This is a genomic window from Microcystis sp. 0824 (assembly GCF_003112475.1).
GTDB lineage: Bacteria > Cyanobacteriota > Cyanobacteriia > Cyanobacteriales > Microcystaceae > Microcystis > Microcystis aeruginosa_C.
In genome coordinates this window covers 189,542-214,400 of sequence record NZ_BDSM01000007.1, presented here as the reverse complement: position 1 = coordinate 214,400, position 24,859 = coordinate 189,542, and the positions used below count along the sequence as shown (strand labels likewise).

Annotated in this window: 23 protein-coding genes; 12 read left to right on the top strand and 11 right to left on the bottom strand. The window is 42.6% G+C overall.

What is annotated here, in order from left to right; translation table 11 throughout:
- Nucleotides 1-230 precede the first annotated feature (230 nt).
- The 5 genes from N0824_RS03440 to N0824_RS03420 are packed head-to-tail and all read right to left on the bottom strand — an operon-like array spanning nucleotide 231 to nucleotide 4,433.
- The gene (locus tag N0824_RS03440) at nucleotides 231-1,271 is read right to left on the bottom strand and encodes a sulfate/molybdate ABC transporter ATP-binding protein (RefSeq protein WP_108935716.1); all 1,041 of its coding nucleotides are present in this window, start codon (nucleotides 1,269-1,271) and stop codon (nucleotides 231-233) included.
- Nucleotides 1,272-1,290: 19 nt separating this feature from the next.
- Nucleotides 1,291-2,133, bottom strand: coding sequence for a sulfate ABC transporter permease subunit CysW (cysW, locus tag N0824_RS03435; protein ID WP_046661095.1), 843 nt, complete (start codon nucleotides 2,131-2,133; stop codon nucleotides 1,291-1,293).
- A gap of 41 nt (nucleotides 2,134-2,174) precedes the next feature.
- Nucleotides 2,175-3,017: a sulfate ABC transporter permease subunit CysT gene (cysT, locus tag N0824_RS03430; protein ID WP_108935715.1), complete on the bottom strand. Its 843-nt coding sequence runs from the start codon at nucleotides 3,015-3,017 to the stop codon at nucleotides 2,175-2,177.
- Between the two features lie 19 nt (nucleotides 3,018-3,036).
- Nucleotides 3,037-3,378, bottom strand: a complete 342-nt coding sequence (locus N0824_RS03425) for an NIL domain-containing protein (protein WP_108935714.1) — start codon at nucleotides 3,376-3,378, stop codon at nucleotides 3,037-3,039.
- 11 nt (nucleotides 3,379-3,389) lie between these two features.
- On the bottom strand, nucleotides 3,390-4,433 hold the full coding sequence (locus N0824_RS03420) for a sulfate ABC transporter substrate-binding protein (protein ID WP_108935713.1): 1,044 nt from the start codon (nucleotides 4,431-4,433) through the stop codon (nucleotides 3,390-3,392).
- A 170-nt stretch (nucleotides 4,434-4,603) separates the two neighbouring features.
- Between N0824_RS03420 and N0824_RS03415 the strand changes: the two genes are divergently transcribed.
- The gene (locus N0824_RS03415) at nucleotides 4,604-5,383 is read left to right on the top strand and encodes a Crp/Fnr family transcriptional regulator (RefSeq protein ID WP_108935712.1); all 780 of its coding nucleotides are present in this window, start codon (nucleotides 4,604-4,606) and stop codon (nucleotides 5,381-5,383) included.
- A 123-nt stretch (nucleotides 5,384-5,506) separates the two neighbouring features.
- Here N0824_RS03415 and rnc read toward each other — a convergent pair whose 3' ends face one another.
- Entirely contained in the window at nucleotides 5,507-6,184 is a 678-nt protein-coding gene (gene rnc / locus N0824_RS03410) for a ribonuclease III (protein ID WP_108935711.1), read from the bottom strand.
- Nucleotides 6,185-6,242: 58 nt separating this feature from the next.
- Between rnc and N0824_RS03405 the strand changes: the two genes are divergently transcribed.
- From N0824_RS03405 to N0824_RS03360, 10 genes are all read left to right on the top strand, one after another.
- Nucleotides 6,243-6,809 carry a hypothetical protein gene (locus N0824_RS03405; RefSeq protein WP_108935710.1) on the top strand — a complete coding sequence of 189 codons (567 nt, stop codon included), beginning with the start codon at nucleotides 6,243-6,245 and terminating at the stop codon, nucleotides 6,807-6,809.
- 459 nt (nucleotides 6,810-7,268) lie between these two features.
- Complete coding sequence (locus tag N0824_RS03400) at nucleotides 7,269-8,297, top strand: chlorophyll a/b binding light-harvesting protein (RefSeq protein ID WP_108935709.1); 1,029 nt, start codon at nucleotides 7,269-7,271, stop codon at nucleotides 8,295-8,297.
- A 266-nt stretch (nucleotides 8,298-8,563) separates the two neighbouring features.
- Nucleotides 8,564-9,076, top strand: a complete 513-nt coding sequence (gene fldA, locus N0824_RS03395) for a flavodoxin FldA (RefSeq protein ID WP_002760221.1) — start codon at nucleotides 8,564-8,566, stop codon at nucleotides 9,074-9,076.
- Nucleotides 9,077-9,231: 155 nt separating this feature from the next.
- Nucleotides 9,232-9,975 carry an alpha/beta hydrolase gene (locus N0824_RS03390; RefSeq protein WP_108935708.1) on the top strand — a complete coding sequence of 248 codons (744 nt, stop codon included), beginning with the start codon at nucleotides 9,232-9,234 and terminating at the stop codon, nucleotides 9,973-9,975.
- 19 nt (nucleotides 9,976-9,994) lie between these two features.
- The gene (locus tag N0824_RS03385) at nucleotides 9,995-10,372 is read left to right on the top strand and encodes a hypothetical protein (RefSeq protein ID WP_004160954.1); all 378 of its coding nucleotides are present in this window, start codon (nucleotides 9,995-9,997) and stop codon (nucleotides 10,370-10,372) included.
- Nucleotides 10,373-10,481: 109 nt separating this feature from the next.
- Nucleotides 10,482-12,338 carry a threonine--tRNA ligase gene (thrS, locus tag N0824_RS03380; RefSeq protein ID WP_108935707.1) on the top strand — a complete coding sequence of 619 codons (1,857 nt, stop codon included), beginning with the start codon at nucleotides 10,482-10,484 and terminating at the stop codon, nucleotides 12,336-12,338.
- Nucleotides 12,339-12,452: 114 nt separating this feature from the next.
- Entirely contained in the window at nucleotides 12,453-13,484 is a 1,032-nt protein-coding gene (locus tag N0824_RS03375; RefSeq protein ID WP_108935706.1) for a GTP-binding protein, read from the top strand.
- Nucleotides 13,485-13,950: 466 nt separating this feature from the next.
- On the top strand, nucleotides 13,951-14,730 hold the full coding sequence (locus tag N0824_RS03370) for a hypothetical protein (protein WP_108935705.1): 780 nt from the start codon (nucleotides 13,951-13,953) through the stop codon (nucleotides 14,728-14,730).
- A complete protein-coding gene (locus N0824_RS03365; RefSeq protein WP_108935704.1) occupies nucleotides 14,730-15,539 on the top strand; it encodes a metallophosphoesterase in 810 nt (269 codons plus the stop codon). Before N0824_RS03370 ends, N0824_RS03365 begins: the two co-directional genes overlap by 1 nt.
- Before the next feature lie 21 nt (nucleotides 15,540-15,560).
- Nucleotides 15,561-16,259: a metallophosphoesterase gene (locus N0824_RS03360; RefSeq protein WP_108935703.1), complete on the top strand. Its 699-nt coding sequence runs from the start codon at nucleotides 15,561-15,563 to the stop codon at nucleotides 16,257-16,259.
- Between the two features lie 145 nt (nucleotides 16,260-16,404).
- On the opposite strand, the gene N0824_RS03355 is transcribed toward N0824_RS03360, so the two are convergent.
- The 4 genes from N0824_RS03355 to N0824_RS03340 all read right to left on the bottom strand — a co-directional run bounded on the left by N0824_RS03355 (nucleotide 16,405) and on the right by N0824_RS03340 (nucleotide 20,914).
- Nucleotides 16,405-17,388 carry a methyltransferase domain-containing protein gene (locus tag N0824_RS03355; protein WP_108935702.1) on the bottom strand — a complete coding sequence of 328 codons (984 nt, stop codon included), beginning with the start codon at nucleotides 17,386-17,388 and terminating at the stop codon, nucleotides 16,405-16,407.
- Between the two features lie 176 nt (nucleotides 17,389-17,564).
- Nucleotides 17,565-17,804, bottom strand: a complete 240-nt coding sequence (locus tag N0824_RS03350; RefSeq protein WP_108935701.1) for a FeoC-like transcriptional regulator — start codon at nucleotides 17,802-17,804, stop codon at nucleotides 17,565-17,567.
- A 108-nt stretch (nucleotides 17,805-17,912) separates the two neighbouring features.
- The gene (gene feoB / locus N0824_RS03345) at nucleotides 17,913-20,237 is read right to left on the bottom strand and encodes a Fe(2+) transporter permease subunit FeoB (RefSeq protein WP_108935700.1); all 2,325 of its coding nucleotides are present in this window, start codon (nucleotides 20,235-20,237) and stop codon (nucleotides 17,913-17,915) included.
- Between the two features lie 41 nt (nucleotides 20,238-20,278).
- Complete coding sequence (locus N0824_RS03340; protein WP_108935699.1) at nucleotides 20,279-20,914, bottom strand: FeoA family protein; 636 nt, start codon at nucleotides 20,912-20,914, stop codon at nucleotides 20,279-20,281.
- A 421-nt stretch (nucleotides 20,915-21,335) separates the two neighbouring features.
- Here N0824_RS03340 and N0824_RS03330 point away from each other — a divergent pair, with 421 nt between their 5' ends.
- Nucleotides 21,336-23,210: an ABC transporter ATP-binding protein gene (locus N0824_RS03330; RefSeq protein ID WP_108935697.1), complete on the top strand. Its 1,875-nt coding sequence runs from the start codon at nucleotides 21,336-21,338 to the stop codon at nucleotides 23,208-23,210.
- Here N0824_RS03330 and N0824_RS03325 read toward each other — a convergent pair.
- The gene (locus tag N0824_RS03325) at nucleotides 23,203-24,600 is read right to left on the bottom strand and encodes an amidase (protein WP_108935696.1); all 1,398 of its coding nucleotides are present in this window, start codon (nucleotides 24,598-24,600) and stop codon (nucleotides 23,203-23,205) included. The genes N0824_RS03330 and N0824_RS03325 overlap by 8 nt on opposite strands.
- Between the last annotated feature and the right edge of the window lie 259 nt (nucleotides 24,601-24,859).

The following is a 24,859-nucleotide window of genomic DNA, read 5'->3' as shown; positions in this document are numbered from 1 at the left end:
GCCCTTGACTCAAAAGTTGTTAAATGGGATTTGAACCCGCAACCGGCTACTTACAAATCAGCCCTGCATAATTGATAAAACCCTTTTCCCACAACAAACACAGGGCTATCTCAATCCTTGACAATCGCTTTCGCCAGAATTACAGCCAGGCCAGAGATTGTCGTCCCTAGTCAATGAACCTCTGGTTAAACTTCATCTTGATCAGAAAAGCTGTCACACAAATAAAGTTTTTAAATTGAATAATCGATAACTTTCTCACTTTTATTGTCAAAATCAGTGAGTAGGGTCGCTTTTCTCGGTTTTAAATGTACCGTTTGTTCTGGTTGTAACTGTAATTGTTTGTATTCCTCTCGATTGAGATAAGCTACCACCATTTCCCCATCGACTAACATTAATTCTACTTGTATTTCCCAGCCTAAATGAATAACTCTTTTCACCACTGCCCAACTATTCAACCCATCTTGATTGGGCATAATTTCGAGGTCGTGGGGACGGATAAAAACGGTGGAATTATGACCCGGATGATGTCCATTTCCTAATCCTGCTAAACTGGGTAAGATATTCACTTCCCCAATAAACTGCATCACAAAAGGTGTGGCTGGATGATCATAAATTTCGGCAGGAGAACCCACCTGTTCAATTCTACCATGATTCATCACAACAATCGTATCGGCCACTTCCATTGCTTCCTCTTGATCGTGGGTAACAAAAACACTGGTAACGTGAACTTCTTCGTGTAAATTTCTCAGCCATACCCTTAATTCTTTTCTAACTTTTGCATCTAAAGCTCCAAAAGGTTCATCTAATAATAATACATTCGGTTGAATGGCTAAAGCGCGGGCTAAAGCTACTCTTTGCCGTTGTCCTCCCGATAATTGGGCGGGATAACGATCGCCTAATCCTTGTAATTGAATTAATTCTAATAGTTCCTCAACTTTTTTCTTAATTACTGGCGATTTTTGCTGGCGAATTTCTAGACCAAAAGCAATATTTTGACGAACAGTTAAATGTTTAAATAGGGCATAATGTTGGAAAACAAAGCCTATATTTCTCCGTCTAGGATCCAGATGGGTGGTATCTTGTCCGTTAATGATAATTGCGCCACTATCGGGAGTTTCTAATCCCGCAATTGAACGTAATAAGGTGGATTTTCCCGATCCCGATGGTCCGAGAAGGGCGACTAATTTGCCTTCAGGAATGGTTAAACTGATATTATCTAAAGCTTGAAAATTGCCGAAACGTTTGGAAACTTGCTGGATAGTAATACTCATATTTTTAGATTTTTTGTAGTTAAGTAGTGTGAATTTTGTGGGCGGTTTTACGTTCGAGAATTTCTTTGATAATTAAAGTAACTCCCGCTAGTAAGGCGAGAATAGCCGCCGCACTAAAAGCGGCAGGAGTGAGATAATTTTTATAAGCCTGTTCTACGAAAATTGGCAGGGTGGCAGTTCTCCCTAAAATACTGCCAGAAACCACAGAAACTGCCCCAAATTCTCCCATCGCCCGGGCATTAGTTAACAGCACTCCGTACATCAACCCCCAACGAATATTGGGTAAAGTGACGCGCCAGAAAATCTGCCAATCATTTGCCCCTAAAGTGCGCCCCGCTTCCTCTTGTTCCAAGCCAATTTCTTCTAAGACTGGGATAACTTCCCTAGCCACAAAAGGCATAGTAACAAATATAGTTGCTAATACCATTCCGGGTAAAGCAAAAAGTATTTTTATACTGAAAAGTTCTAAAAAAGAACCTAACCAACCATTGCGCCCATAGAGCAGTACAATCATTAAACCGGCTACCACGGGAGAAACGGCAAAAGGTAAGTCAATTAAACTAATTAATAAAGTTTTGCCACGAAATTGATTGCGAGCAATTACCCAAGCGGCACAAAGTCCGAAAATTGTGTTTAAAGGTACAGTAATTAGGGCAATAATGACTGTTAATCTTACCGCTTCGATAAAGTCAGAAGTTCCCGCCGCTTCTAAAAAAGCTTGGAATCCATTGCGAAAAGCATAGTAAAATACTGCCGCTGCTGGAATAAATAATAATAGTGCCAGATAGACGAGGGCGATGATAATTAGTAGGGGTTTGTAATCCCACTCTTTCGGTTTAGTTGATTTTTTTAGACTCAGCATTTTTGATCTGTCTCCAGTCATACTCTAATATTTTTTACTCTTTACTTAACTCTGTATTTTTGCCCCCATTGCTGCAGGAAATTAATTACTACTAACATGAACAAAGAAACCAGTAATAAAACCATGCCGATTACTGTCGCCCCTGTGTAATCATATTCCTCTAGTCTTTGAAAGATTAAAACTGGGGCAATTAAATCCTTAAAGGGAATATTAGAGGAGATAATAACTACGGAACCATATTCACCGATCGCTCTGGCAAAACCGAGGGCAACTCCTGTTAAAATAGCGGGTAGTATTGTGGGAAAAATAACTCGCCAAAAGATTTGCCAAGAGGAAGCACCGAGGGATAAAGCCGCTTCTTCTACCTCTTTTTCCATTTCCTGTAAAACTGGCTGTAAGGTGCGGACAATGAAGGGTAAAGCGATAAATAACATCGCCACAAAAACCCCTAAAATGGTAAAGGATATCTTAATGCCAAAAGGGGCAAAAAATTGACCGAGCCAACCCTTATCACTGTAAACTGTGGCTAGGACTAAACCAGCAACAGAAGTGGGTAAAGCAAAGGGCAAATCTACACAAGCATCGACAATTTTTTTACCCGGGAATCGATAACGCACTAACACCCAAGCGATAATAGTGCCAAAAACTCCGTCAATTAATCCAGCGATTAACGAAGTAAAAAAAGTGACTTGGTAAGCGGATAAAGAAATCGGTAAAGTGGCAACACGCCAAAATTCAGCAAAACCAAGAGTTAGGGATTTAGCAAATAGTGCCGCTGCTGGTAAAACCAACAAAACCACTAGATAACTAATGGTAATTACCCAAGGAATAGAAACTTTTTTCAGGGGTTGACTGGGAGATAAAGATAATTGTGGGTTAGCCATTGTTAATTATTGCTAGAGATTACCAATTGTCCGCTTCTTCAAGAACTTGTGCTGAATCATACCAAACTTCTACATCTAAATCTGCCAGATAGGAAAGGGCATTTTCTATAGCTTGGCAGTTGCCTTGTAGTTGTAGATCAAACCAGCCATCTTGATTATTATTGGCAGCTAACAAAGCGGAAAATATATTCACTTTTAGACCGGGAAAAGACCCTAAACGTGCTATAATTGGCTCGTTAATATATTGTTTAGGAACCCGAATTTTTATTCGTCGGGAAGTGGGGCGATCGAGTCCAGATTGATCGAGATGTAAGTCACTTTGGGGATGATTAATAGTTTGCCATTGGGGTTGATTATCCATGGTTTTTCTCCTTAGGATTTACCAGCTTTAGTCAGAATTTTATCGAACAAGCCTCCATCATCAAAAAATTGCTTTTGTACCTTATCCCAACCGCCTAAATCCTGCACGGTAAAGAGATTTTTTATCTGAGGAAATTTACTCTCAAACTCTTTAGCTACCGTCGGTTCAACAGGACGAAAACCCACTTTAGCAAATTCTCTTTGTGCCTCTGGGGTAAATAAAAACTGCACAAAAGCTTCGGACACTTTTCTCGTACCCTTTTTATCCACATTGGCATCAACAACCGCCACGGGATTATCCACAGAAATATTATAATCGGTGGGAACAGTATAGGCTAAATTCTCACCTTTTTGGTTAGCGAGAATCATCTCGTTTTCGTAATTAATTAGCACATTTCCCTGGCCCTGTTTAAAAAATACATCACTAGATTCGCGAGCATCTCTAGGTAAAACTGGCACATTTTTAAACACTTTTTCGACAAAAGTTTGCGCCTCTTGTTCACTGCCTCCCGCTTGCGTCACCGAACCCCAAAGAGCGAGAAAATTCCAGCGCGCTCCGCCAGAAGTCTTGGGATTAGCGGTAATAACTTTAATATTATCCTTGGCTAAATCTGACCATTTATTAATTTTAATATTGGCATCACGAGGAACAAAAGCCACTACAGACTTATGAACAATAGAGTCATTGGGCGCTTCTTTTTCCCAACCAGGTTGAATTAATCCCGCTTGCTCAATTTTCTTGGTATCCAAAGCTAAAGCCAACGCTACCACATCCGCTTCTAAACCATCGATAACGGCGCGAGTTTGGGAACCAGAACCGCCATAACTCTGTTCAAAAGTTACTTTTTGCCCCGTTTTTTCTTGCCATTCCTCGACAAATTTAGGAATGATTTTTTCGTAGGCACTTTGGGTGACAGCATAGGAAACAAGCGTCACAGTCAGGGGTTTTTGGCTGTCATTGCCGCTATTGGTGGGGGATGGGGTGCAAGATACCAGCATTCCCCCTGTCAGGACAGTTGCCATGAGTAGGGACAAACAAGACTGGGATGACTGCATCGGCGGCGCTCCTAAAATTTACTCTGAGGTTGTATCTGTTTTCAGGCGTGTTTTAATCCTACAGCACAGGAAACAAAATTTCAATACATTTATAAAATAAACTTGAAGCAAGATGATAACAGGGGAAACTGTGAGAAGATAAAATCAGTGCTACATCTAGGTTTGAGACTATGGGCAAGAGCGTCAAAGCCAAAAAAACAACCCTCCTACAACAACTGATTAACCAGAGTTTTCTCTTTCGCGGACTAGAGGAAGCTTGGTTAAGTCACTATCTCGATGCCGACAATCTCAAGCTAGAGACGCTATTTTCCAATCGTCCCGTCTATACGGCTTTTCTCCCCGATGAATTTCTAGATGTTTTGTATGTGATTTTAGATGAGGGTGTAATCGTCGTCCGCAGCACTCCCCTCGACCGGATTATTGCCATTACCTACCCCGGTGGCTGTTTTGGTATGAGGAGTTTACCCTTTAGTTATGGTTTAGCCAGTCGCGCTTTTCCCTGTTTGGTGGAATCCTATAAAACTGCCCACGTCCTGAAAATTCCCTTATCGGCACTAGAAAAGATTTACAACGATAACGAAAGTTTTCGTCAACGGTACTGTTTTTTATTTGAATTACAGCAAAAATTCGAGTATCATTTGCTTAATTGCAGTAGCTATCCACCCCAAGCTGTAGCCACTTTACTGAGAGCTTTAATCTATCAAGAAAGAGAATTAGGCAGTCAACCCAGTGCTGAAAATATCTATACTTTTGATCTATCCGTAGATGTGATTGCTCGCGCTTGTCAACTCAATCAACGCACCGTCGAACAGGTATTAAAAGGATTGCAAACCGTGGGATTAATTGCCTCAGAATCGACGGGGGATTTAATTCGGGTACTGGATGCCGAGGGTTTAAAAGAAGTGTACAGTGCCACCAGAGATAAAGTTAATTGGTGGCCCCTAAGATAAGTAGGTTTGGCCCTATTTACTAAGTAGTCGTGCAAAATTAATTTCTTGGTTAGGATAGGCACTCATGCAATAGGCAATAGGCAAAAGCTTTATCGAAATGTGTAATTAATTTTGCTTAGGTACTTATTGCCATTGACAGCGCTTTAAAGCATCTTCGGCAGCCGCTTTGGTGGCATCCTGTTTCCGTTTACCTTTACCTGTACCGTAGAGAAGATGATTAACCCGCACTTCGGCAGTAAATTCTCTGGCGTGGGGCGGTCCTGTAACATCGATGATCGCATATTCTGGATTAGAGGCAAAATTGGCCAGGGCCCACTGTTGAAAGAGATTTTTAGCATCGATAAAAGATGACGATTCCGATTGTTGAGAGACTAAATGAGAGGCTACAGGGATAAAAAGCCCGTGCAGATAGTTTTTAACCGCATTTAACCCCGAATCTAGATAATAAGCCCCAATTATCGCTTCAAAAGTGTCCGCTAATAGGGTAGGATTTGATCGCCCCCGATCTTTAATTGCCCCCTTACCTAAACGCATTAACTCCCCCAGGCCGATTTCAAGGCCCAATTGCGCTAATTGTTCTTCTTTGACCAAATTTGACCGCAAACGGGTTAATTCTGCCTCGTTCATGGCGGGATATTTTTGATACAACAGTTCGCCCACCAAAAAAGCCAAAATCGCATCGCCCAAAAATTCTAGGCGCTCGTTATTTTCCGTCAATTCGGACTGTTCATTGACATAGGAACGATGGGTTAAAGCTTGGGTGAGAAGGAGAGCATTTTGAAAAGGAGGCAAACAAGACATTACAGAAATGATCAAGTCAAGAGCATTTCTTATCTTAATCCGACCCCACCCCGAATAGATGAGACGAACGATCCTTTTTTTACTGTTTTTTCCAGCTAGTTTAGGCATAATCTCCCAAATCTTCTCACCGGAAAACCTATCCGCTGCTATTCTTGCCCTAGGGACCCTGGTGATGTGCATGGAACAGGCACGCATGGCGGCGGTGGACTTGGGAGAAATTGCCCAATTTCAGCAAAAAACCAGCGATCCTCGCCTCGATCGCTTTTTTATGGTCACAATTAGTACAATTGTTTTAGAATTATCGGGCTTTTATGTGGCTGCCCTCTGGATAGGATGGGGAGCTTTAATAGTTTTAGTCAGTCAAATTTGGTTTCATTGTTTAGCCAAAATTCAACTGCAGCCAAGCACGGGAAAAATTATTGACCATGGCATAGGGCCACGTTTACCCATCTTACTCGCTGACGGAATCGGCATAATCTTCGTGGCTTTCTGGTTAGCCAAAATCGCCCCCCTAATTATGGCCATGACTTTAACGACAATGTTATTAATCTACGGCTCTATTAAGTATCTTTTCAGAACTGGGGAGGGGGGAGAAAGTAACCTCCAGAGGCGGCAATCCCTATAAATGGGCGCTCAGAGACTCTGACGCAGTTTAAATTCAGTACAGCTTACCACAACCGACAGGGAGGCGAGTGGCACCGGCGGGTATTTTATCGAATAAAAAAGATATTTCAGGTTAAAAATGAAATAAAAAGCGTAAATAAGCTTAAATATGCTCTTTAATGCCTAATTATAGGCTTGTTTAAGTGATGACAAGCTAATTATCCTCTAGTCTTCGTTAAAAACTAATTAATAATTATTCTCAATTATTTGAGAAGATTACTCTAGCTGCGATCCAAGATTCATGCTGAAAAGCCTTGATTTTCAAAGGCTAAACCGGCTAAAAATACTGATGTATCAAAGGATACCGAGCAACTGTAACAATTCTTAACTTGATTTTATTGAGAATTATTCTAGACTAAGACTTAAAGCTTATTGCATATTATTATCAATAAGCTTGGTTCTATTTTCGTTAAAAGATGCCATGCAGACCCACGACAATCCTCAGATCAAGTACGACTGGTGGGCAGGAAATGCCCGTTTTGCCGATAAATCAGGCTTATTTATCGTTGCCCACGTTGCCCAAGCTGCTTTAATCGCTTTTTGGGCAGGAGCCTTCACCTTATTTGAAATTTCCCAGTATCGCCCCGATATAGCCATGGCAGAACAGGGCTTAATTTTACTGCCGCACCTGGCCACTTTAGGCTTTGGAGTCGGAGAAAAGGGGCAAATCATCGATATCTATCCCTTTTTCGTGATTGGCTCAATTCATCTGATTTCTTCGGCAGTTTTGGGAGCAGGAGCCTTATTTCACCTGTTAAGAGTCCCAGAAACCTTGAAAGATTCCTCCAGTCCGGGGAAAAAATTCCATTTCGATTGGAGTGAACCCCGACAATTAGGAGTTATTCTCGGTCATCACCTGCTCTTTTTAGGTATAGCTGCATTATTATTAGTGGCCAAAGCTATGTACTGGGGGGGATTATACGACGCAACTATCGGCGCTGTCCGAGTCGTTAGTGAACCAACCCTCGATCCTTGGGTTATCTATGGCTATCAAACCCACTTCGCTACTGTGGACAATCTCGAAGATTTAGTCGGTGGTCATATCTACGTCGGTTTAATGTTAATTGGGGGCGGTATCTGGCATATTATCGTTCCCCCGCTCAAATGGGCGAGAAATGTGCTGATTTTCTCCGGAGAAGCCATTTTATCCTATTCTTTGGGCGGAATTGCCCTCGCTGGTTTCGTGGCCGCCTATTTCTGTGGGGTAAATACCCTCGCTTATCCAGTCGAATTTTACGGGCCAATTTTAGAAGTGAAGTTAGGAATTGCTCCCTACTTTGCCGACACGGTGAAATTGCCCTTTGGAGTACATACGGCGCGCTGTTGGTTAGCTAATGCCCACTTTTTTCTCGCTTTCTTCTTTTTACAAGGTCATCTCTGGCACGCTTTACGCGCGATGGGTTTTGACTTTAAACGAGTAGAAAAAGCCTTAAATGCGATAGAAGCCTAGTTTTTTCAAGGAAGATTAGGATAAATTATCGATTTTCCTAATTTTCCCCGCTGATCAATCTTTCTAACTGTCCCTTATGCCTTACTGTACCTGTTGTAACACCAAATTGCTGCATCACATTGGACGCTCTCGCTCTTATTGGTACTGTAGTTCTTGCCGGCAGGAAATGCCAGTTTCAGAGGTCGAAAACTGTAATCAGGGGCTTTATTCCCTATCAAGGAGAATTAAGAGTTAAACTCACTTATTTCGCAACAAGGACAAATTTTATGGCAAAAATTGGCTTATTTTTTGGCACGCAAACCGGCAAAACCGAAACGGTGGCGGAAATGATTCAGAAAGAATTTGGAGGTGAGGCAATTGTAGAATTACACGATATCTCCTCCGCTTCTACCGAGGATTTTGCCCCCTACGATGCCCTGATTATCGGTTGTCCCACATGGAATATCGGCGAATTACAAAGCGATTGGGAGGGTTTTTACGATGAATTGGATGACATTGATTTCGTCTCCAAAAAGGTCGCTTATTTCGGGATGGGGGATCAAATCGGTTATGCGGATAACTTTCAAGATGCTCTGGGGATACTGGAAGAAAAAATCGCCTCCCTAGGGGGTAAAACCGTCGGTTACTGGCCGACAGAAGGTTACGATTTTAACGAGTCGAAAGCCCTAAAAAATGGCAAATTTGTCGGTTTAGCCCTCGATGAAGACAACCAATCCGATTTAACTGAACAACGGATCAAAACCTGGGTCGCGGGACTTAAGGGCGAATTTGGCGTTTAGTTAGCTATCAATCAGTTATCAGTTATCAGTTACCAGTGAATAGTATTAAGTGGCTAGTTCGCAGCTTTCTTTTCACCGATTACTGATTACTGTTTACTGGACGGCTACGCCGTGCCTTTGGCAACACTGAAAAATCCCCTATCTCCTTGATTATTATGTCTCGATTACCTGATGCAGTTTGGATTAATGTTAACCCCAGTTTTCGCCGTTTTGATCGCCCGGTGTTGGATTTTTTAGCCAGGGAAATTGCGATCGCTGATTGGCAATACTGTCAATCTCTTGATGAGCCAGCTTCTCTTGATATTGCCTTGGTATTACTACAAGATTACCTGAAACAATGTGATCGACCGCTGCATTTAGTCGGCCACGGCACGGGGGGATTAGTAGGATTACTGTATGCGCGTCGTTATCCGGAAAGGGTAAAATCCTTAACTTTGCTCTCTGTGGGAGTCTATCCGGCGATCGATTGGCAAGCTCATTATTATGTGCTATCAAAATTACTGCCTTGTTCTCGTCAAACTCTGCTCAATCAATCGGTTCACAATCTTTTTGGTCATCAATCCTGCGCTTTAACCCAAGAATATCGCTATCTCTTGGAAGAGGATTTATTATTGTCCCTTTCTCCCCATAATCTCTATCAGAATGCCCATTTCGCCCCGGGGACAGTTCCCGTACCCCTGTTAGTCTGTGGGGGAGATATCGATACGATTATCGATCAGCATTTATTGCAGGGATGGCAGCCCTGGTTAAAGTCAGGCGATCGCATTTGGAGTTGTCACAAAGGGCGTTATTTTTTCCACTATTCCCACCCCTACAGCGTCAGTCAAGAGATTTTTAGTTTCTGGCGATCGCTAATCCGACAGGAATTCCTTTCTGAGCAAACTGTAATTATTCCTTAATTGACAAAAATCGAGATTTATGTTAAGGCTAATACCGCTCTTTTGTCCGATCGCGATCTGGATAACGCTGCTGTTCTTTTTTACTGCCCTTTTTCTTGCTGTTGCCCAAGGGCGCCGGCAGTTGCAAAAGCTGCATCGAATTCCCTGTAGTCGCTGTGTTTTTTGTACTGGAGATTATCGCTTGAAATGTGCGGTCCATCCAATGCGCGCTTTTTCGGAAGAGGCGATCGATTGTCGGGATTTTGAGCGAGAAATTCAGGAAAATCAGAAAATGGGTTTCTTGAAGAAACCCGTTTTCTCAGTTTCTTTTCTCGTCATCATAACCTGGATTCTGGCTGTTAAGTCGAGAATATCGTCGATAATACCTGTTTTTAAAACGGGGAAACTTCCAGTTTGAGCGGTAAGCTATCAGCGTTGAGCTTGCCGCTAGAGGATTTGAGCGCATTTTTCTCTCAGACATCAGCCCTGCTTTGCTAAAATGATAATCATTATCAATTTAACTAGCAATGGTCAATCAAATTAAGTCCCCCCGAGCAGAAAGCCCCGTTATCCAAGAAGATTCGCAAAAAATAGTAAAAATACGCCATACTTGCGCCCATATCTTAGCAATGGCCGTACAAACTCTCTTTCCTGAAACCAAAGTCGCTATTGGTCCCTGGACAGAAACGGGATTCTACTACGATTTCGATCGCCCAACACCCTTTACCCCCGAAGATTTGGAGAAAATAGCGGCAGAAATGGGGCGAATTATCGGGAAAAACCTGCCAATTATCCGAGAAGTGCTGGAAAGAAGCGAAATTACCGCAGAAATCGAGCGCCTTAATCAACCCTACAAACGGTCAATTTTAGAGAGAATTCCCCCAGATGAAACCATTACCCGTTATTTTATCGGTAGTCCGGACGCAGGACGGAGCGATCGAGAACCCTCGTTAATTGATGGTGCTGTTTCTCCCCCAGAAGAATTTTGGTGGGATCTGTGCGCGGGACCCCATCTCAACTCGACGGGGGAAATTAACCCAGATGCTTTCGCATTGGAGAGTGTAGCGGGTGCTTATTGGCAAGGAGATGAAAAACAGCCGCAATTACAGCGAATTTACGGCACAGCTTGGCAAACCCCCGCAGAATTACAAAATTATCTCCAACAAAAAGAAGAAGCGCAGCGACGAGATCATCGCAAATTGGGACAACAATTAAAATTATTTAGCATCCAAGAAGATGCAGGTGGCGGCTTAGTTTTTTGGCATCCCCGGGGTGCAACAATGCGTTATTTAATCGAAGATTATTGGCGCCAAGCTCATTTAGAAGCGGGTTATCAATTTCTTTATACTCCCCATGTGGCTAATTTAGATCTGTGGAAAACTTCTGGACATTGGGACTTTTATCGCGACAATATGTTTGAGGCGATCGAGTTAGAACAGCAAAGCTATCAAATTAAGCCGATGAATTGTCCTTTTCATGTTTTAACCTATCAAAATGACCTGCATTCCTATCGAGAATTTCCCCTCAGATGGGCAGAATTAGGCACAGTTTATCGTTACGAGCGATCAGGGGTTTTACACGGATTAATGCGGGTGCGAGGTTTTACCCAAGATGATGCTCATATTTTCTGTTTACCCGAACAAATTGCCGCAGAGATTCTAGGAGTTTTGAACTTAACCGAGAAAATTCTCTCCGATTTTGGCTTTACTAATTATGAGGTAAATTTATCGACTCGTCCCAGTAAATCCGTGGGTAGTGATAGTGTTTGGGAATTGGCAACGGCGGCTCTAATTGAGGCCTTAAATGCTAAAAAGTGGGATTATATTGAGGATCAGGGAGGTGGGGCTTTTTATGGTCCGAAAATTGATATAAAAATTCAAGATGCGATCGGTAGAATGTGGCAATGTTCCACGATTCAGGTCGATTTTAACTTGCCAGAACGCTTTGATATGCAATATGTCGCTAGGGATGGTAGTCGCGAAAGACCGATTATGATTCATCGAGCTATTTTTGGCTCTTTGGAAAGATTTTTTGGTATTTTAATCGAGAATTATGCGGGAGATTTTCCGCTCTGGTTAGCACCTATTCAAGTCCGTTTATTACCCGTTAGTGATGAACAGCAGCATTATGCTTTAGAGGTAGCAATGCAGTTAAAACAAGCTGGTTATCGAGTGGAAATCGATAAAAGTGGTGAGCGTTTAGGTAAACAAATTCGTACAGGAGAACTAGAAAAAATACCTGTCTTAGCTGTGATTGGAAAACGAGAAGTTAGCAGTAAAACTCTAAGTGTTCGCACTCGACAAGGGGGTGATTTAGGTTCGATGACGCTGGCAGATTTATTAGAAAAAATGCAAACAGCGATCCTATCTAAAACTAATCTCTGAAACTTTTGTATAAACTGATCAATTAGTGGAGATCGATCCCATCCAGGAGAATTTAACAGGGTTGAAAAAGCCTATTTTCTGTCAATTAATTAACTTAAAAGTGGGTTAGCTGCCATGAGTTCTTTGATAATTCCTCTCTCCGATTCCCTCCCTTGCTTGCCTAAATCGGGAATGCCTGTGACGATTATTACTGGTTTTTTAGGGAGTGGAAAAACCACCTTACTAAATCATATTCTTGACAATAAAGAAGGGTTAAAAGTTGCCGTCTTAGTCAATGAGTTTGGGGATATTAATATTGATTCTCAATTGCTTGTTTCCATCGATGAAGATATGGTAGAATTGAGTAATGGCTGTATTTGTTGTACAATTAATGATAGTTTAATTGAGACAGTCTATCAGGTCTTAGAAAAAGAAATACCCGTGGACTATCTAATCATTGAAACCACAGGATTAGCCGATCCTTTGCCAATTATCCTCACTTTCTTGGCCACGGAATTAAAATATCTGACTCGCTTAGATTCTATTATTACCCTCGTGGATTCTGAAACCTTTACTTCCGATCATTTTGATAGTAATATTGCCCTTAGTCAAATTCGTTACGGTGACGTGGTAATTCTCAATAAAATAGATCGAGTCAGTTCCAAGAAATTAGATGATTTAGAAAAGTTTATTTGTCGGGAAAAACAGGGTATAAGACTCCTAAAAAGTAGTTATGGTCAGGTTCCTTTGGGTTTATTGTTAGACCTAGGTTTAACTAAAGAAGAATTGTATAAAAACCAGTTGAGAGACTTTCAAAAAAATCGCCCAATCTCCAGTGATAACCAATCTCCTGAAGACTTTAATTTTGTCTCCTTTGTTAGCGATAAACCATTTAATCTAGATAAATTTGAACCTTTTCTCACGCAAAAAATGCCGATAAATGTTTTTCGAGCAAAAGGGATTCTCTGGTTTCAACAAAGCGATTTAAAACATATTTTTCAATTGAGCGGCCCTCGTTACGATCTGCAAGCGGTAGAATGGGATACATCTCCTCAGAATCAGTTAGTTTTTATCGGCAGAAATTTAAATAAAGAGGAAATCTTGACACAACTAAACGAATGCTTGGCTAGTTCTCAAAAAATTAAAAAGCACAAACTAAGTAGGTAGGTGTTAAAAGTTTTCAGACACCCCCCTTATCAAGGGGGGCAGGGGGGATCGGCACCCCCCTTATCAAGGGGGGCAGGGGGGATCGAACCTAAAATCCATTTTTAATTTAATTATAACCAGCTACTTATGAATAATTTATGGATAAAAACTTTAAAATTTAACGAACCCTCGATCCCATGGTTTTACGTCTCTTTGTTCTCCAAGCTCATTATCGCAAACCCTTGCACTTTACGGAAGCGGCGATCACAATTAAAAATGATGGGAATTATCTTAGTTGATCTACCCGATGGACAAAGCCAATGGTATCCTAGAGAAAAGAGCCATAACCATGATTAATACCGCAAGAAACCGCCAATTTTTCCCAAAATAACCTGGCTAAGTCTAGAGGATTGGTTAAGGAAGATTACTTGCCCCAATCTAACTTATGCTAGAATGATTATCATTACCACAATAAAGAAGGAGCAAAATGATTATCGTGGTGACGGGGGGTATAGCTGCGGGAAAAACCCATTGGATTCGCCAACAAATCGCCCAAAGCAAGCAGCCAAGTCTATATTTTAGTCCCCAGACGGAAACTTTTCCCATTGATCACCTCACTTTACAGAGTGACTTTCCCCAGTTGTCCTGTGTTTCTAGGGAAGAAGAAGACCTTTTGAGCAGTTTATCCATGGAAAACACGGTTTATATGGAAGTACCATGGCATTTAGACAGGCAATCCCTCGAAAGCTTTCTAAAACCCCTCAATTGTCATCGGGTAGCGATTACGTCTCCAGACGAAGAAATCCCCGAAGGACAAGTTCCCGTCGATGAAATTGTCATCAGTCCCGTCAAAACAACCATAAAAGGTGATCAATGGTTAAAAAAACGAGAAATACAGATTTATAGAGCCGTTTTAACGGGAGAAGTCCTCGATTTTTCCAGTTTAACCACCTTTTGGACAGAATTAACCCAAGGGGCCTATGGGGAAGTGCTGCGGGTTAAAAGTATCTTCGATATCATCGACGGTCAGTGTATTTATGGGGAATTTATGGATGAATGGCCAGAAAAAGACTTTCAAAGCTTAAATTTCCCCTTAAATCTCGATGGGAGACCGAATCGCTTCAGTGGGATTGAAATCGTCGGTCGCAATCTCGATAAACCGATAATTGCCGATACCCTGAGTGATTGTTGTCTGTCCGATGAGGCACTTTTTTATTATCAACAACAATTTCAAGAATCTTTAGAGCCAGAAATGGAGTTAATCTGATGAAAATAGCCGTTTTATCCTGTATTCATGGCAATATGCCCGCTTTAAATGCTGTTTTGCAAGATTTAGACCAACAGGGTTGTCAAGAAATCTACTGTTTAGGGGATTTGGTTGGGTACGGACCCCATCCTAACCAAGTGGTGGAAAAAATCCGTCAACTGGGGATTACTACAGTACAAGGGTGTTGGGATGAGGATATCGTTGAGGGATTAAATGCCTGTGAGTGCAGTTATCCGTCGCTTTTAGCAGAAAAACGCGGTAGATTAGCTCATGAGTGGACAAATCAAATAATCACCCCAGAAAACCGTAATTATTTGTCAAAACTGCCCGAAATTTTTAAGCTAGATCACCTCTGTTTTGTTCATGGTAGTCCCCAAAGTAACCATGAGTATCTTTTAGCCGAAATGGACGCTTTTACGGCTTTAGAACGGGTTTTATCGGTAGATACAGAGGTTTTATTCTGTGGACATACCCATATCCCCTACATTCGCACTCTCGACGAGGGAAGCTTGCAAATAAAAGTGTATCAACCCGATGGGGAACAGTCGCGGCAATTTACCACACCGGTTAAACGTATCATCAACGTGGGATCGGTGGGAGAACCACGTCACGGTCGTCCAAATGCCACCTATGTGATTTACGATCGAGAAACGGCAGCGGTACAACTGCGAGAAGTGGCCTATAACTATCAGGAAACCTGTCAGGCTATTTTAGAATCGGGTTTACCTCCTATTTTCGCTTGGCGATTGGCTAAGGGTCTAGAATATGCGGAAAAAGCCGATGATCCGACTCATGTTTGCGAACGTTAATTTGTGATAAATCAAGAAATTATGTGGGCGATTTTAAGCGGTATTCAAGGCAATTTACCAGCCTATCAAGCGGTATTGGAAGATATTCAGCAACGGTCAGTTACTGTAGAAAATTTATATATTTTAGGAGATTTTATCGGTGTTAATCCCGATAGTGAAATGCTAGTAGAACAAATACGTTATCCCACTAAAAATAACTTATATCCGCAGGTTTGTCGGGGATGGTGGGAAGAACAATGTCTAATTTTACACAGTTTAGGAGCAACAGGAGAACCGACGGAATTAATCCATAAACATGGAATTGACAGCACTAAACAACTCTGGGACGCAGTTTCTTTAGAAACGGTGCAATGGTTACGAAATCTCGATTTTGGTTTTGTCGAGTTGGATTGTTTATTAATTCATGGCAGTAGTGTCAGTGTTAGTGAAGAATTAACCCCCGATACTCCCCCATGGCAAATTTTAGATCGACTGCAACGGGTGGGAGTTAATAATCTATTTTGTGGTCGTGCGGGAAAAGTTTTTGATTATTCTTTACAGTCCGCTAATTTAACCAGCACTGTTACTACTTTAGATAAACGGCAACCAAGCGAAACTTTGACGATTCAAGATAAGCGTTTAATTGGGGTTGGTAGCGTTGGTAAAGAATTAAATAAAGCAGTTTACACTCTCTATAATCCTAGTAATAATTGCGTGGAGTTTAGAACCGTACCTTATTAATCCATGAAAGATTAATTAAATATTCAAGATTAATTTAAGTAGGTAGGTGTTAAAAATTATCAGACACCCCCCTTGATAAGGGGGGATTAAGGGGGGATCAAGGGGGGATCAAGGGGGGATTTATCTTCAATTAAATTATAACCAGCTAGATAACTGAGGTAAGAGACTCTTGCTGACTTGCTTGCAGATGGGATTGAGCGCGAACAGCGCGGAACATCCCAAAACGACATAAACCCGTACCAAAGGCCAAACGCATCAGCAGAATTGTCGGCACTTCTCGGACGGATTTAAGCAACCCAGTTAGACCAAATTGCCACCAACCTTGGGGACGAATCACCCCCTGCCAAATGGTATCAATCCAAGAGGGTAGAGTGGCTGTTGTCCAGTCAGCAGTCACCACTTCCCCATCTACCAATCCCGTGGCGGCCAACTGTTCGGCAAAACCTTCGATACTGGCAAAAGCGGGGTGGGACCACTGATCCAAAAGTTGGCGCATTACAGGATTTTCCCAGAAATTGAGCGGTTTTTGACGGTCATCTCGCTGATTCCAGTCCGCTACCACCAGGACTCCCCCCGGCTTAAGAACTCGCAGTAATTCCTGAGCAAAAACGGCTTTGTCCGGCATATGGGGACCGGCTTCAATTGACCAGACCACATCAAAACTCTCGTCGGGAAAAGAAAGGGCCATGGCATCATCGACCAAAAAGCGAGCATTTACATCTGGGGGTGTTAGTTCTTTGGCCCGTGCCACTTGTTTGGGACTAATGGTGATACCGGTAACGGCAAATCCGTAGTCGCGGGCCAGAATGCGACTGCTGCCACCAATACCACAACCGACATCGAGGAGAGTTGCACCGGTGGGCAGTTTATCCAAACCTCCCCAAGAGACCATTTCCGCCACAAAGTCAGCTTTTGCCTGTAGAAAGTCTTTTTTTTCTGGTGGGGAACCGTAGTGACCTAAATGGATGTGTTCGCCCCAATAATATTCTAAAATCCCGTCCTCGGTCCATTGGTCGTAGGAATTGGCCACCGAGTCCGACGATTGGTACTTGCGAGAGGAAACAAAATAGACGACGATAGCGATCGCTAGGAGTAAACCTAAAGATGATGTCACCAAAAGTATATTCATTAAATGCTGCCGGGCAAACTGATACAAAGCTTAATAACTCTTAAAGATTATACAACCTTGAGGTTCTGCGGTTGAGTGACTTTGGTTCCTCGCCAGAAATTAACTATCCCAGTTGAAAGCGACTGGTAATACAGCAGTTATCTTAATAGTTAGATCACTTATGTAGTATTAAACTTTTATCTGTTTGTCCCTGTGGAATTGCCCTCAATCCATTCGTAAAAAACCATAGATTCCGGGGAACAACGGCTGCATCCTCCGCATTTTTCCAGGGAAATCAGGCGAATTCGCCCTTTTTTCAGCAAGCGATCGAGCATGGGACTTAAGGCATCCGCTGACATCCGAAAGTGTGTGGATAAGTCAGACAGAGATGCTTTCTGATTTTTGGCAATATAAGCCTGTATATCGGTTAAAATCATGGTTTATAAGCGAAAAAATTGATAAAAATTGCTTGATTGCGGTGGGTTACGGCGAATCTAAATAATTTGTTAGTTGCCTAGCTTTTTGTCGCCTAACCCACCCTACTTTTAAATTGCGGGACGGTTGATTTTTCGGGGACGGAGATTTTTTAAGGTGAATAAAACCCCGACTACGGTTAAACCCATCAAAACTATCCAAAAGAGAGAAAATCCCGGATGTCGAGAAAAAGTGGCGATTTGATAGAAGGAAGTGGCAACAATATAGGCCATTCCTGTGGTCCAGAGGGCAATAAAAGCAGTCCAACCGGCATTAGTTTCGCGATATACTGCCGATGTGGCCGAAACACAGGGAAAATAGAGCAGAACAAACAACAGATAGGCAAAAGCACCCGCTTGACCATCAAATCTTTTCACCATTGCGCCAAAGATTCCTAAATCTACCTCTTGCTTCTCGGCAGCCGTTTTTTGATCTTGCAAATCACCAATATTCAAACCCAAGGGATCAAGTAATTGATTAGGTAATTCCGCTAAATTGGCGGGAATAGTGGCAATAGCTCGGTTAATTTGCCCCCAAAAGTCGAATTTTTCCGCCGCTGCCCCCTTATTCGGGTTATCTTCCCCTGCTAGTTGGCTGTAAATTGAGTTTAATGTCCCTACCATCGCTTCTTTGGCAAAAACTCCCGTAAAAATTCCCACCGTTGCCGGCCAATTTTGCTGCTCTAGTCCCATGGGTGAGAAAATAGGAGTTACAGCTTTACTGGTGGCACTTAAAACCGATCGCTCGCTGTCTTGATTACCAAAAGAACCATCAAAACTGAGGGAGTTTAGTAGTCCCAAAATCATCACCATTAAAACGATAACTCGTCCAGCTTTCCATAAAAACGCTTGCAGACGTTCCCAAGTGCGAATTAAAACCCCTTTCAGACGCGGTAGATGATAGGGAGGCAATTCCATAATAAAGTGACTGACTTCTCCCTTGAGTAGGGTTTTTTTCATCACCAATCCCGTCAAAATAGCGGCGAGAATTCCTAAGATATAAAGACCAAAAACGATATTTTGACCTCCTATGGGGAAAAAAGCCGCCGCAAATAGGGCATAAACAGGTAATCTGGCCCCACAGGACATAAAAGGGTTCATCATAATCGTCATTAAACGATCGCGAGAATTTTCTAGGGTCCTGGTGGCCATAATTGCCGGTACACTGCAACCAAATCCCACTAGCATGGGAACAAAGGATTTACCCGGCAATCCCACCAAACGCATCAATCGGTCCATGACGAAGGCTGCCCGGGCCATATAGCCGGAATCCTCTAAAATTGACAAAAAGAGGAACATAAAGCCAATTACGGGGATAAAAGTGGCGACGGTTTGCACACCTCCCCCCGCCCCATCAGCGAGCAGAGCAATTAGCCAACCCGGGGTATGGATTGTTTGTAAAACTTGGGCAAAACCATCGACAAAGATAGTCTGGGCAGTTAAATCGAAGAAATCGATAAAGGCAGCACTAACATTGATGGTAAACAAGAACATTAGGTACATTACACCCAAAAATATCGGAATTCCCAACCAGCGATCGAGAACAATCCGATCAAGGCGGTCGGACATAGTATCATTTATCTGTCCAGTCCGTTGAGTGGCTCCCTGGGTAACTTGTTGAATAAAGCCATAACGAGTATCAGCAATTAAAATATCAAGGTCTTCCCCTAAAACTTGGTGTATTTGTCGTCTATGCTTGACGATAATGCTTAATAGTTCCTGGGAGCGCAATTCTGGGGCGATGCGATCCTCGTATTGCAGTAGATTTAAAGCAGTCCATCTTGGCTCAACGATCCTTTTACTGCTATGGTCGTTAATGTAGGCAATAATCTCGTTAAGAGCTTCCTCAATTACCGCAGGATAAGCCACATAAGCAGCAGTATGGTTAATATCATCGACTAATTCCCCAATTTTTTGCTTTAATTCTCCGATTCCCTCCCCTTTAACCGCACTAATCGGGACGACAATTGCATCCATGCGAACGCTTAAGAGTTGCGGATTAACCACAATACCCCTAGTTTTGGCCACATCCATCATATTCAGGGCAATCAACATCGGTAAACGCATCTCCATGATTTGGGTAGTAAGGTAGAGATTGCGCTCTAAATTGGCAGCATCGACGATATTAATCACTAAATCCGCTTCTCCTGACAGTAGATAGTCCCTAGCGACTAATTCATCCATTCCTGTCTCCCCTTCTTCCACATCAAGGGAATAGACTCCGGGTAAATCCACAAGGGTGATATCTTCCCCGTTAACTTGAAATCTTCCCTCTTTGCGATCGACTGTTACTCCCGGCCAGTTGCCGGTCCGTTGATTGGATCCTGTGAGAGCATTAAAAAGGGTAGTTTTGCCACAGTTAGGATTGCCGATTAAGGCGATAATGGGTTTGACCATAATTAGGATATTGAGTAATTAATAGGCTTAGATGATTAAATTTAGCTTTTTGGGTCTATTTCTTCGACGATTAAAGTGTCTGCCTCCTGTTTACGCAGACTGAGATGAAATCCCCGCACTCGAATCTCGACGGGATCCCCCAAAGGTGCGACGCGAATAACGGTAAACTCTGTCCCCGGAGTTAATCCCATTGATAACAATTTTCCTTTGTATCCGCGCAATGCTCGGTCATAACCGATGACTTTACCCGCTTTTCCTATGGGTATCTCCCGCAGAAATGTTCTTACTTCAGTTAGGTCTTTTTTGGGTTCCAGTTTTTTCGGTTGAATGTCACTAACGAGGATTTTTTCGGCCATTTCCGCCCCGATACCGATACGATTGTCTTGAATGCCAATTAAAACTGATCCCCTCCCTTGGGAGCTAATTACCTGTAATTGAATGCCGGGGTTTAATCCCATACCTAGGAGTCGATTGATCCCTCCTGTCCCCTGAAATCCCGCTAACCAGACGGTTTTTCCCATTTCCACTTGTGCGAGGGGATAGGTGGCAGCCAAGTCATTACCCGTGGGAGTGACATTATCTAATTCTGTCTTTTTACCACCCCAAGGGAAAAATTGGGCTTTATTTGGCGATTTTTCTGGTTTTTCTGGTGTATTAGGTCTAATTTTATCGTCCATGCTTTTCTTATCTCCAAAGGTAAGGTAATGAAGGTCTTTCATTCAAGAGTGACAATAATTCCTTGATAGCTCATCGAGTTTACTGAAGTAGCCAAAGGGTGAGAACTGCACTACTGTCAGCCTCAGTCAACGGTTTTGAAACTGTCTAAGACTTGCGATCGCTAAAAATAAATGCTAATTATTCTCAATTACCAGTGTAATCCCAAAGGGGAGACAGAAAAGAAAATTTTTTCTTTAAAAAAGTCGCCAGTCTCTGATCCATGGCGATCGCTCAGAGACGAAAATCTTCTTAATGCCGAAAAATTCTCCCTTGCAAGGGAGATTCTCCCAGCTATCTACCAGTTAATTGCACCCAGCTACTGGGAACAGAAAAAGCTATATTTAATAAGTAAATCGAATCTGTCTTTCTGTTTAAAGACCCATGGATAACAAAGTTCTCGACGTTCACCATCTCACCGTTGAATTTTCCAATCAGAAAAGAACAACAGTCGCCGTTAATAACATTAGTTTTAGCTTGCAGAAAGGTCAAGTTCTCGGTTGTGTGGGGGAGTCGGGTTCAGGAAAATCTGTCACCTCCCTCGCACTCATGGGATTGGTTCCCTCTCCGGGAAAAATTACCCGGGGAGAAATTTGCTTTCGTCCAGCAAAAGGTCAGTCAATGCAAGCAGTAGATTTATTATCTATTCCCCCGGAAGAATTGCGTTATTATCGCGGGGGAGAAATGGCGATGATTTTCCAAGAACCAATGAGTTCTCTTAATCCAGTCTATAACATCGAGTTTCAACTCACCGAAGCAATTTTACTGCACCAAAAAGTCACCCCCGAACAGGCAAAAAATCAAGCCATCTCTCTACTGCAAGAAGTGCGCTTATTACCCAGTGATGAACAGTTAGAGGAGAAATATATAGAAACTTTTCCCTTAGAAAATAAGGGTCATGTCAGGGAAAAAATTAGAACTTATATTCAAGAACAAAAAGAGGCAATTCTCAAGCGTTATCCTCACGAATTATCGGGGGGACAATTACAAAGGGTAATGATTGCCATGGCGATTTCTTGTAATCCTACCCTATTAATTGCCGATGAACCAACCACCGCTTTAGATGTGACTGTCCAAGCAGAAATATTAAGATTATTACGAGATTTGTGTAAAAGCGATCGAGAAATGTCAATGGTTTTTATCTCCCACGATTTAGGAGTTATTAACGAAATTGCCGATCAAATTGTCGTGATGTATCAAGGAGAAATTGTCGAACAGGGAACAAAAGAAGAAGTATTAAATTATCCCCAACATCCCTACACAAAAGGTTTACTTGCCTGTCGTCCCCGCTTAAACTCTCGTCCAGAAAAATTGCCCACCGTCAGCGATTTTTTACAAGTAGAAAAAGACTCTCAAGGTAAGATTATTGAATTACAGGAAATTACTCCACCAGCAGTTAAATTTATTACTCTCCAGGAGGAAGAAAGCAGAATTGAAGGTTTACAACATCACGAGAATATTTTATCAGTAGAAAATTTATCGGTTAGATTTCCAGTTAAGGGAGTTTTCGGGCAAGTAAAGACCTTTTTTAATGCCGTAGATCAGGTCAGTTTTGCCGTTAAACAGGGGGAAACCCTCGGTTTAGTCGGTGAGTCGGGCTGCGGAAAATCTACCTTAGCAAGGACAATTCTGCGCTTAATTCCTGCCACTTCTGGAGATATCTATTTCCGAGGAGAAAATCTCGCTAAATTAAACCCCAGCGATCCAAAATTAAGACTACTGCGACGGGAATTACAGATAGTTTTTCAGAATCCCTACAACTCCCTGAATCCCCGTTTATCCATCGGTAAAGCAATTTTAGAACCGATGGTTATTCATCATACCGGCGGCAATTCCCAAAAGCGACGGCAACGAGTAGAATATTTATTAGAACGAGTTAAACTCGATCCTACTTGGTTTGATCGCTATCCCCATCAATTATCAGGAGGACAACGACAAAGGGTGTGTATTGCTCGCGCTTTAGCCTTAAATCCTCAGTTTATTATCTGTGATGAATCTGTCTCTGCTTTAGATGTTTCCGTACAAGCGGGAGTCTTAAATTTACTCAAAGAATTACAGCAGGAATTTAATCTCACTTATATCTTTATTTCCCACGATTTAAGTGTCGTCAGATTTATGAGCGATCGGATTATGGTGATGAATAAAGGTAAAATTGAGGAAATGGGTACAGCTAACCAAATTATTAACTCTCCCCAAAGTGATTACACGCGTAAACTTATCGCTTCTATTCCCCAATTTACCGAAAGTCTTGCTAGTTAAAATTAGCAGTCAAACCGAAAGGATTAGCTGCCTCTAATTGTGCCGATAAACCTAACAAAGTGATTTCATCAGCAGGTTTACCCACTAACTGGATTCCCACGGGTAAACCCTGACTATCAACTCCCGTTGGTAAAGTAATTGCGGGCAAACCACTCGCATTAGCAATCGGGGAAGGGGCAATCCAAGCAATCATCTTATCAACCGCTGCTTCCGGTGGTAAATTTTCCCACTCACCAATTCCGGGGGGTTGATGTAGGAAAATGGGCAAAAGTAAGACATCAAAATTATCAAACATCGCCACAATTTGCCGCGAAATAACGTGCATCTGCCGCACCGCTTGCAGGTATTCCCCCGCGCTGCCAGAATTGTCTAATAACCATTGGTTAAGGGGACTTAATAACTCCTTGGGAATTCCCGTCGCCGCCGTCCCCGCTTGCCAAATACGGCGAAAAGGAGCGATTAAAGCCTGTAAATCGGGAGAATACTCCGTTAAATGATGCCCCATACCCTCTAAAATTTTAGCCGTCTCGATCACAGCATTTTTATAGACGGAAGCCGCCTCGCCGAAGGGGGATATGGAAGTAGAAAAAGCGATTCTTAGGGGTTTTACGCCTCTCTGAGTGGCTTCTAGGAAAGAAAAGGGCGGATCGGGTAGCCAGTAGGGATCGCCCGTCGTATAGCCCGAAATCACGGTAAGCAGCGCCGCCCCATCTGCCACCGTCTTAGAAAGAGTGCCGTTAGTGGCGATACCGCTTTGAAATTCCCCCACCGGGGCATAGGAAACGCGCCCGCGACTGGGTTTTATCCCCACCAAACCGCAACAACCCGCCGGAGTACGAATGGAACCGCCACCGTCGGAACCCTGGGCAATCGGGCAGAAACCCGCCGCTACCGCCGCCGCTGCGCCGCCACTGGAACCTCCTGCGGTATAATTGCGGTTGAAGGGGTTACGAGTCGGCAAAAAACCCGGATTTTCGGTGTAGGGAAAGGAACCTAGCTGGGAAGTGGCAGTTTTGCCCAGAAGGATAAAACCCGCCATTTTCATTCTGGTGACGATTCCTTCGTCGTATTGGGCGATATTTCCCTGTAAAGCGGCGACTCCGTAACTAACCGGCATTCCGGCGACGGCATTTAAGTCTTTAATGGCGGTGGGAACTCCAAAAAAAGGCGGTAATTCGGCAGTAGCGGCGATTTGACTTAATTGTTCCGTTTGGGCGCTGGCGGTTGCTAGGGCGCTTTCCCCGGCGACATGGACAAAACTACCGATTTGACAATCAAATTTCTCGATTCTGTCGAGGTATAAATGGGTTAATTCTAGGGGGGAGATTTGTTTAGTGCGAATCAGTTGGGCTAATTCTAGGGCAGATTTTTGCAATAATTCATCACTCATGAGCGATCGAGTTAAAATAGGTAAGTGAAAATAATTATATTCGTTAGTGGGAAGATGGTTTTAAAGGAAAAAAGAAAAAGTAAAAAAAAGTCCATTGCCGTAAAAATTTCGGCGTTGCTGAATCAAGGTATGAATGACAACCTTGCACCTATCCAAAAGTTAGTTTGGGTCTAGGTTTTAAAAATCCCACAAAAGAAGATTCATATCTCAAATCAGCAAGGCCAAAATTTCCCTATCCCCTATCCCCTCTTTTCTTAGA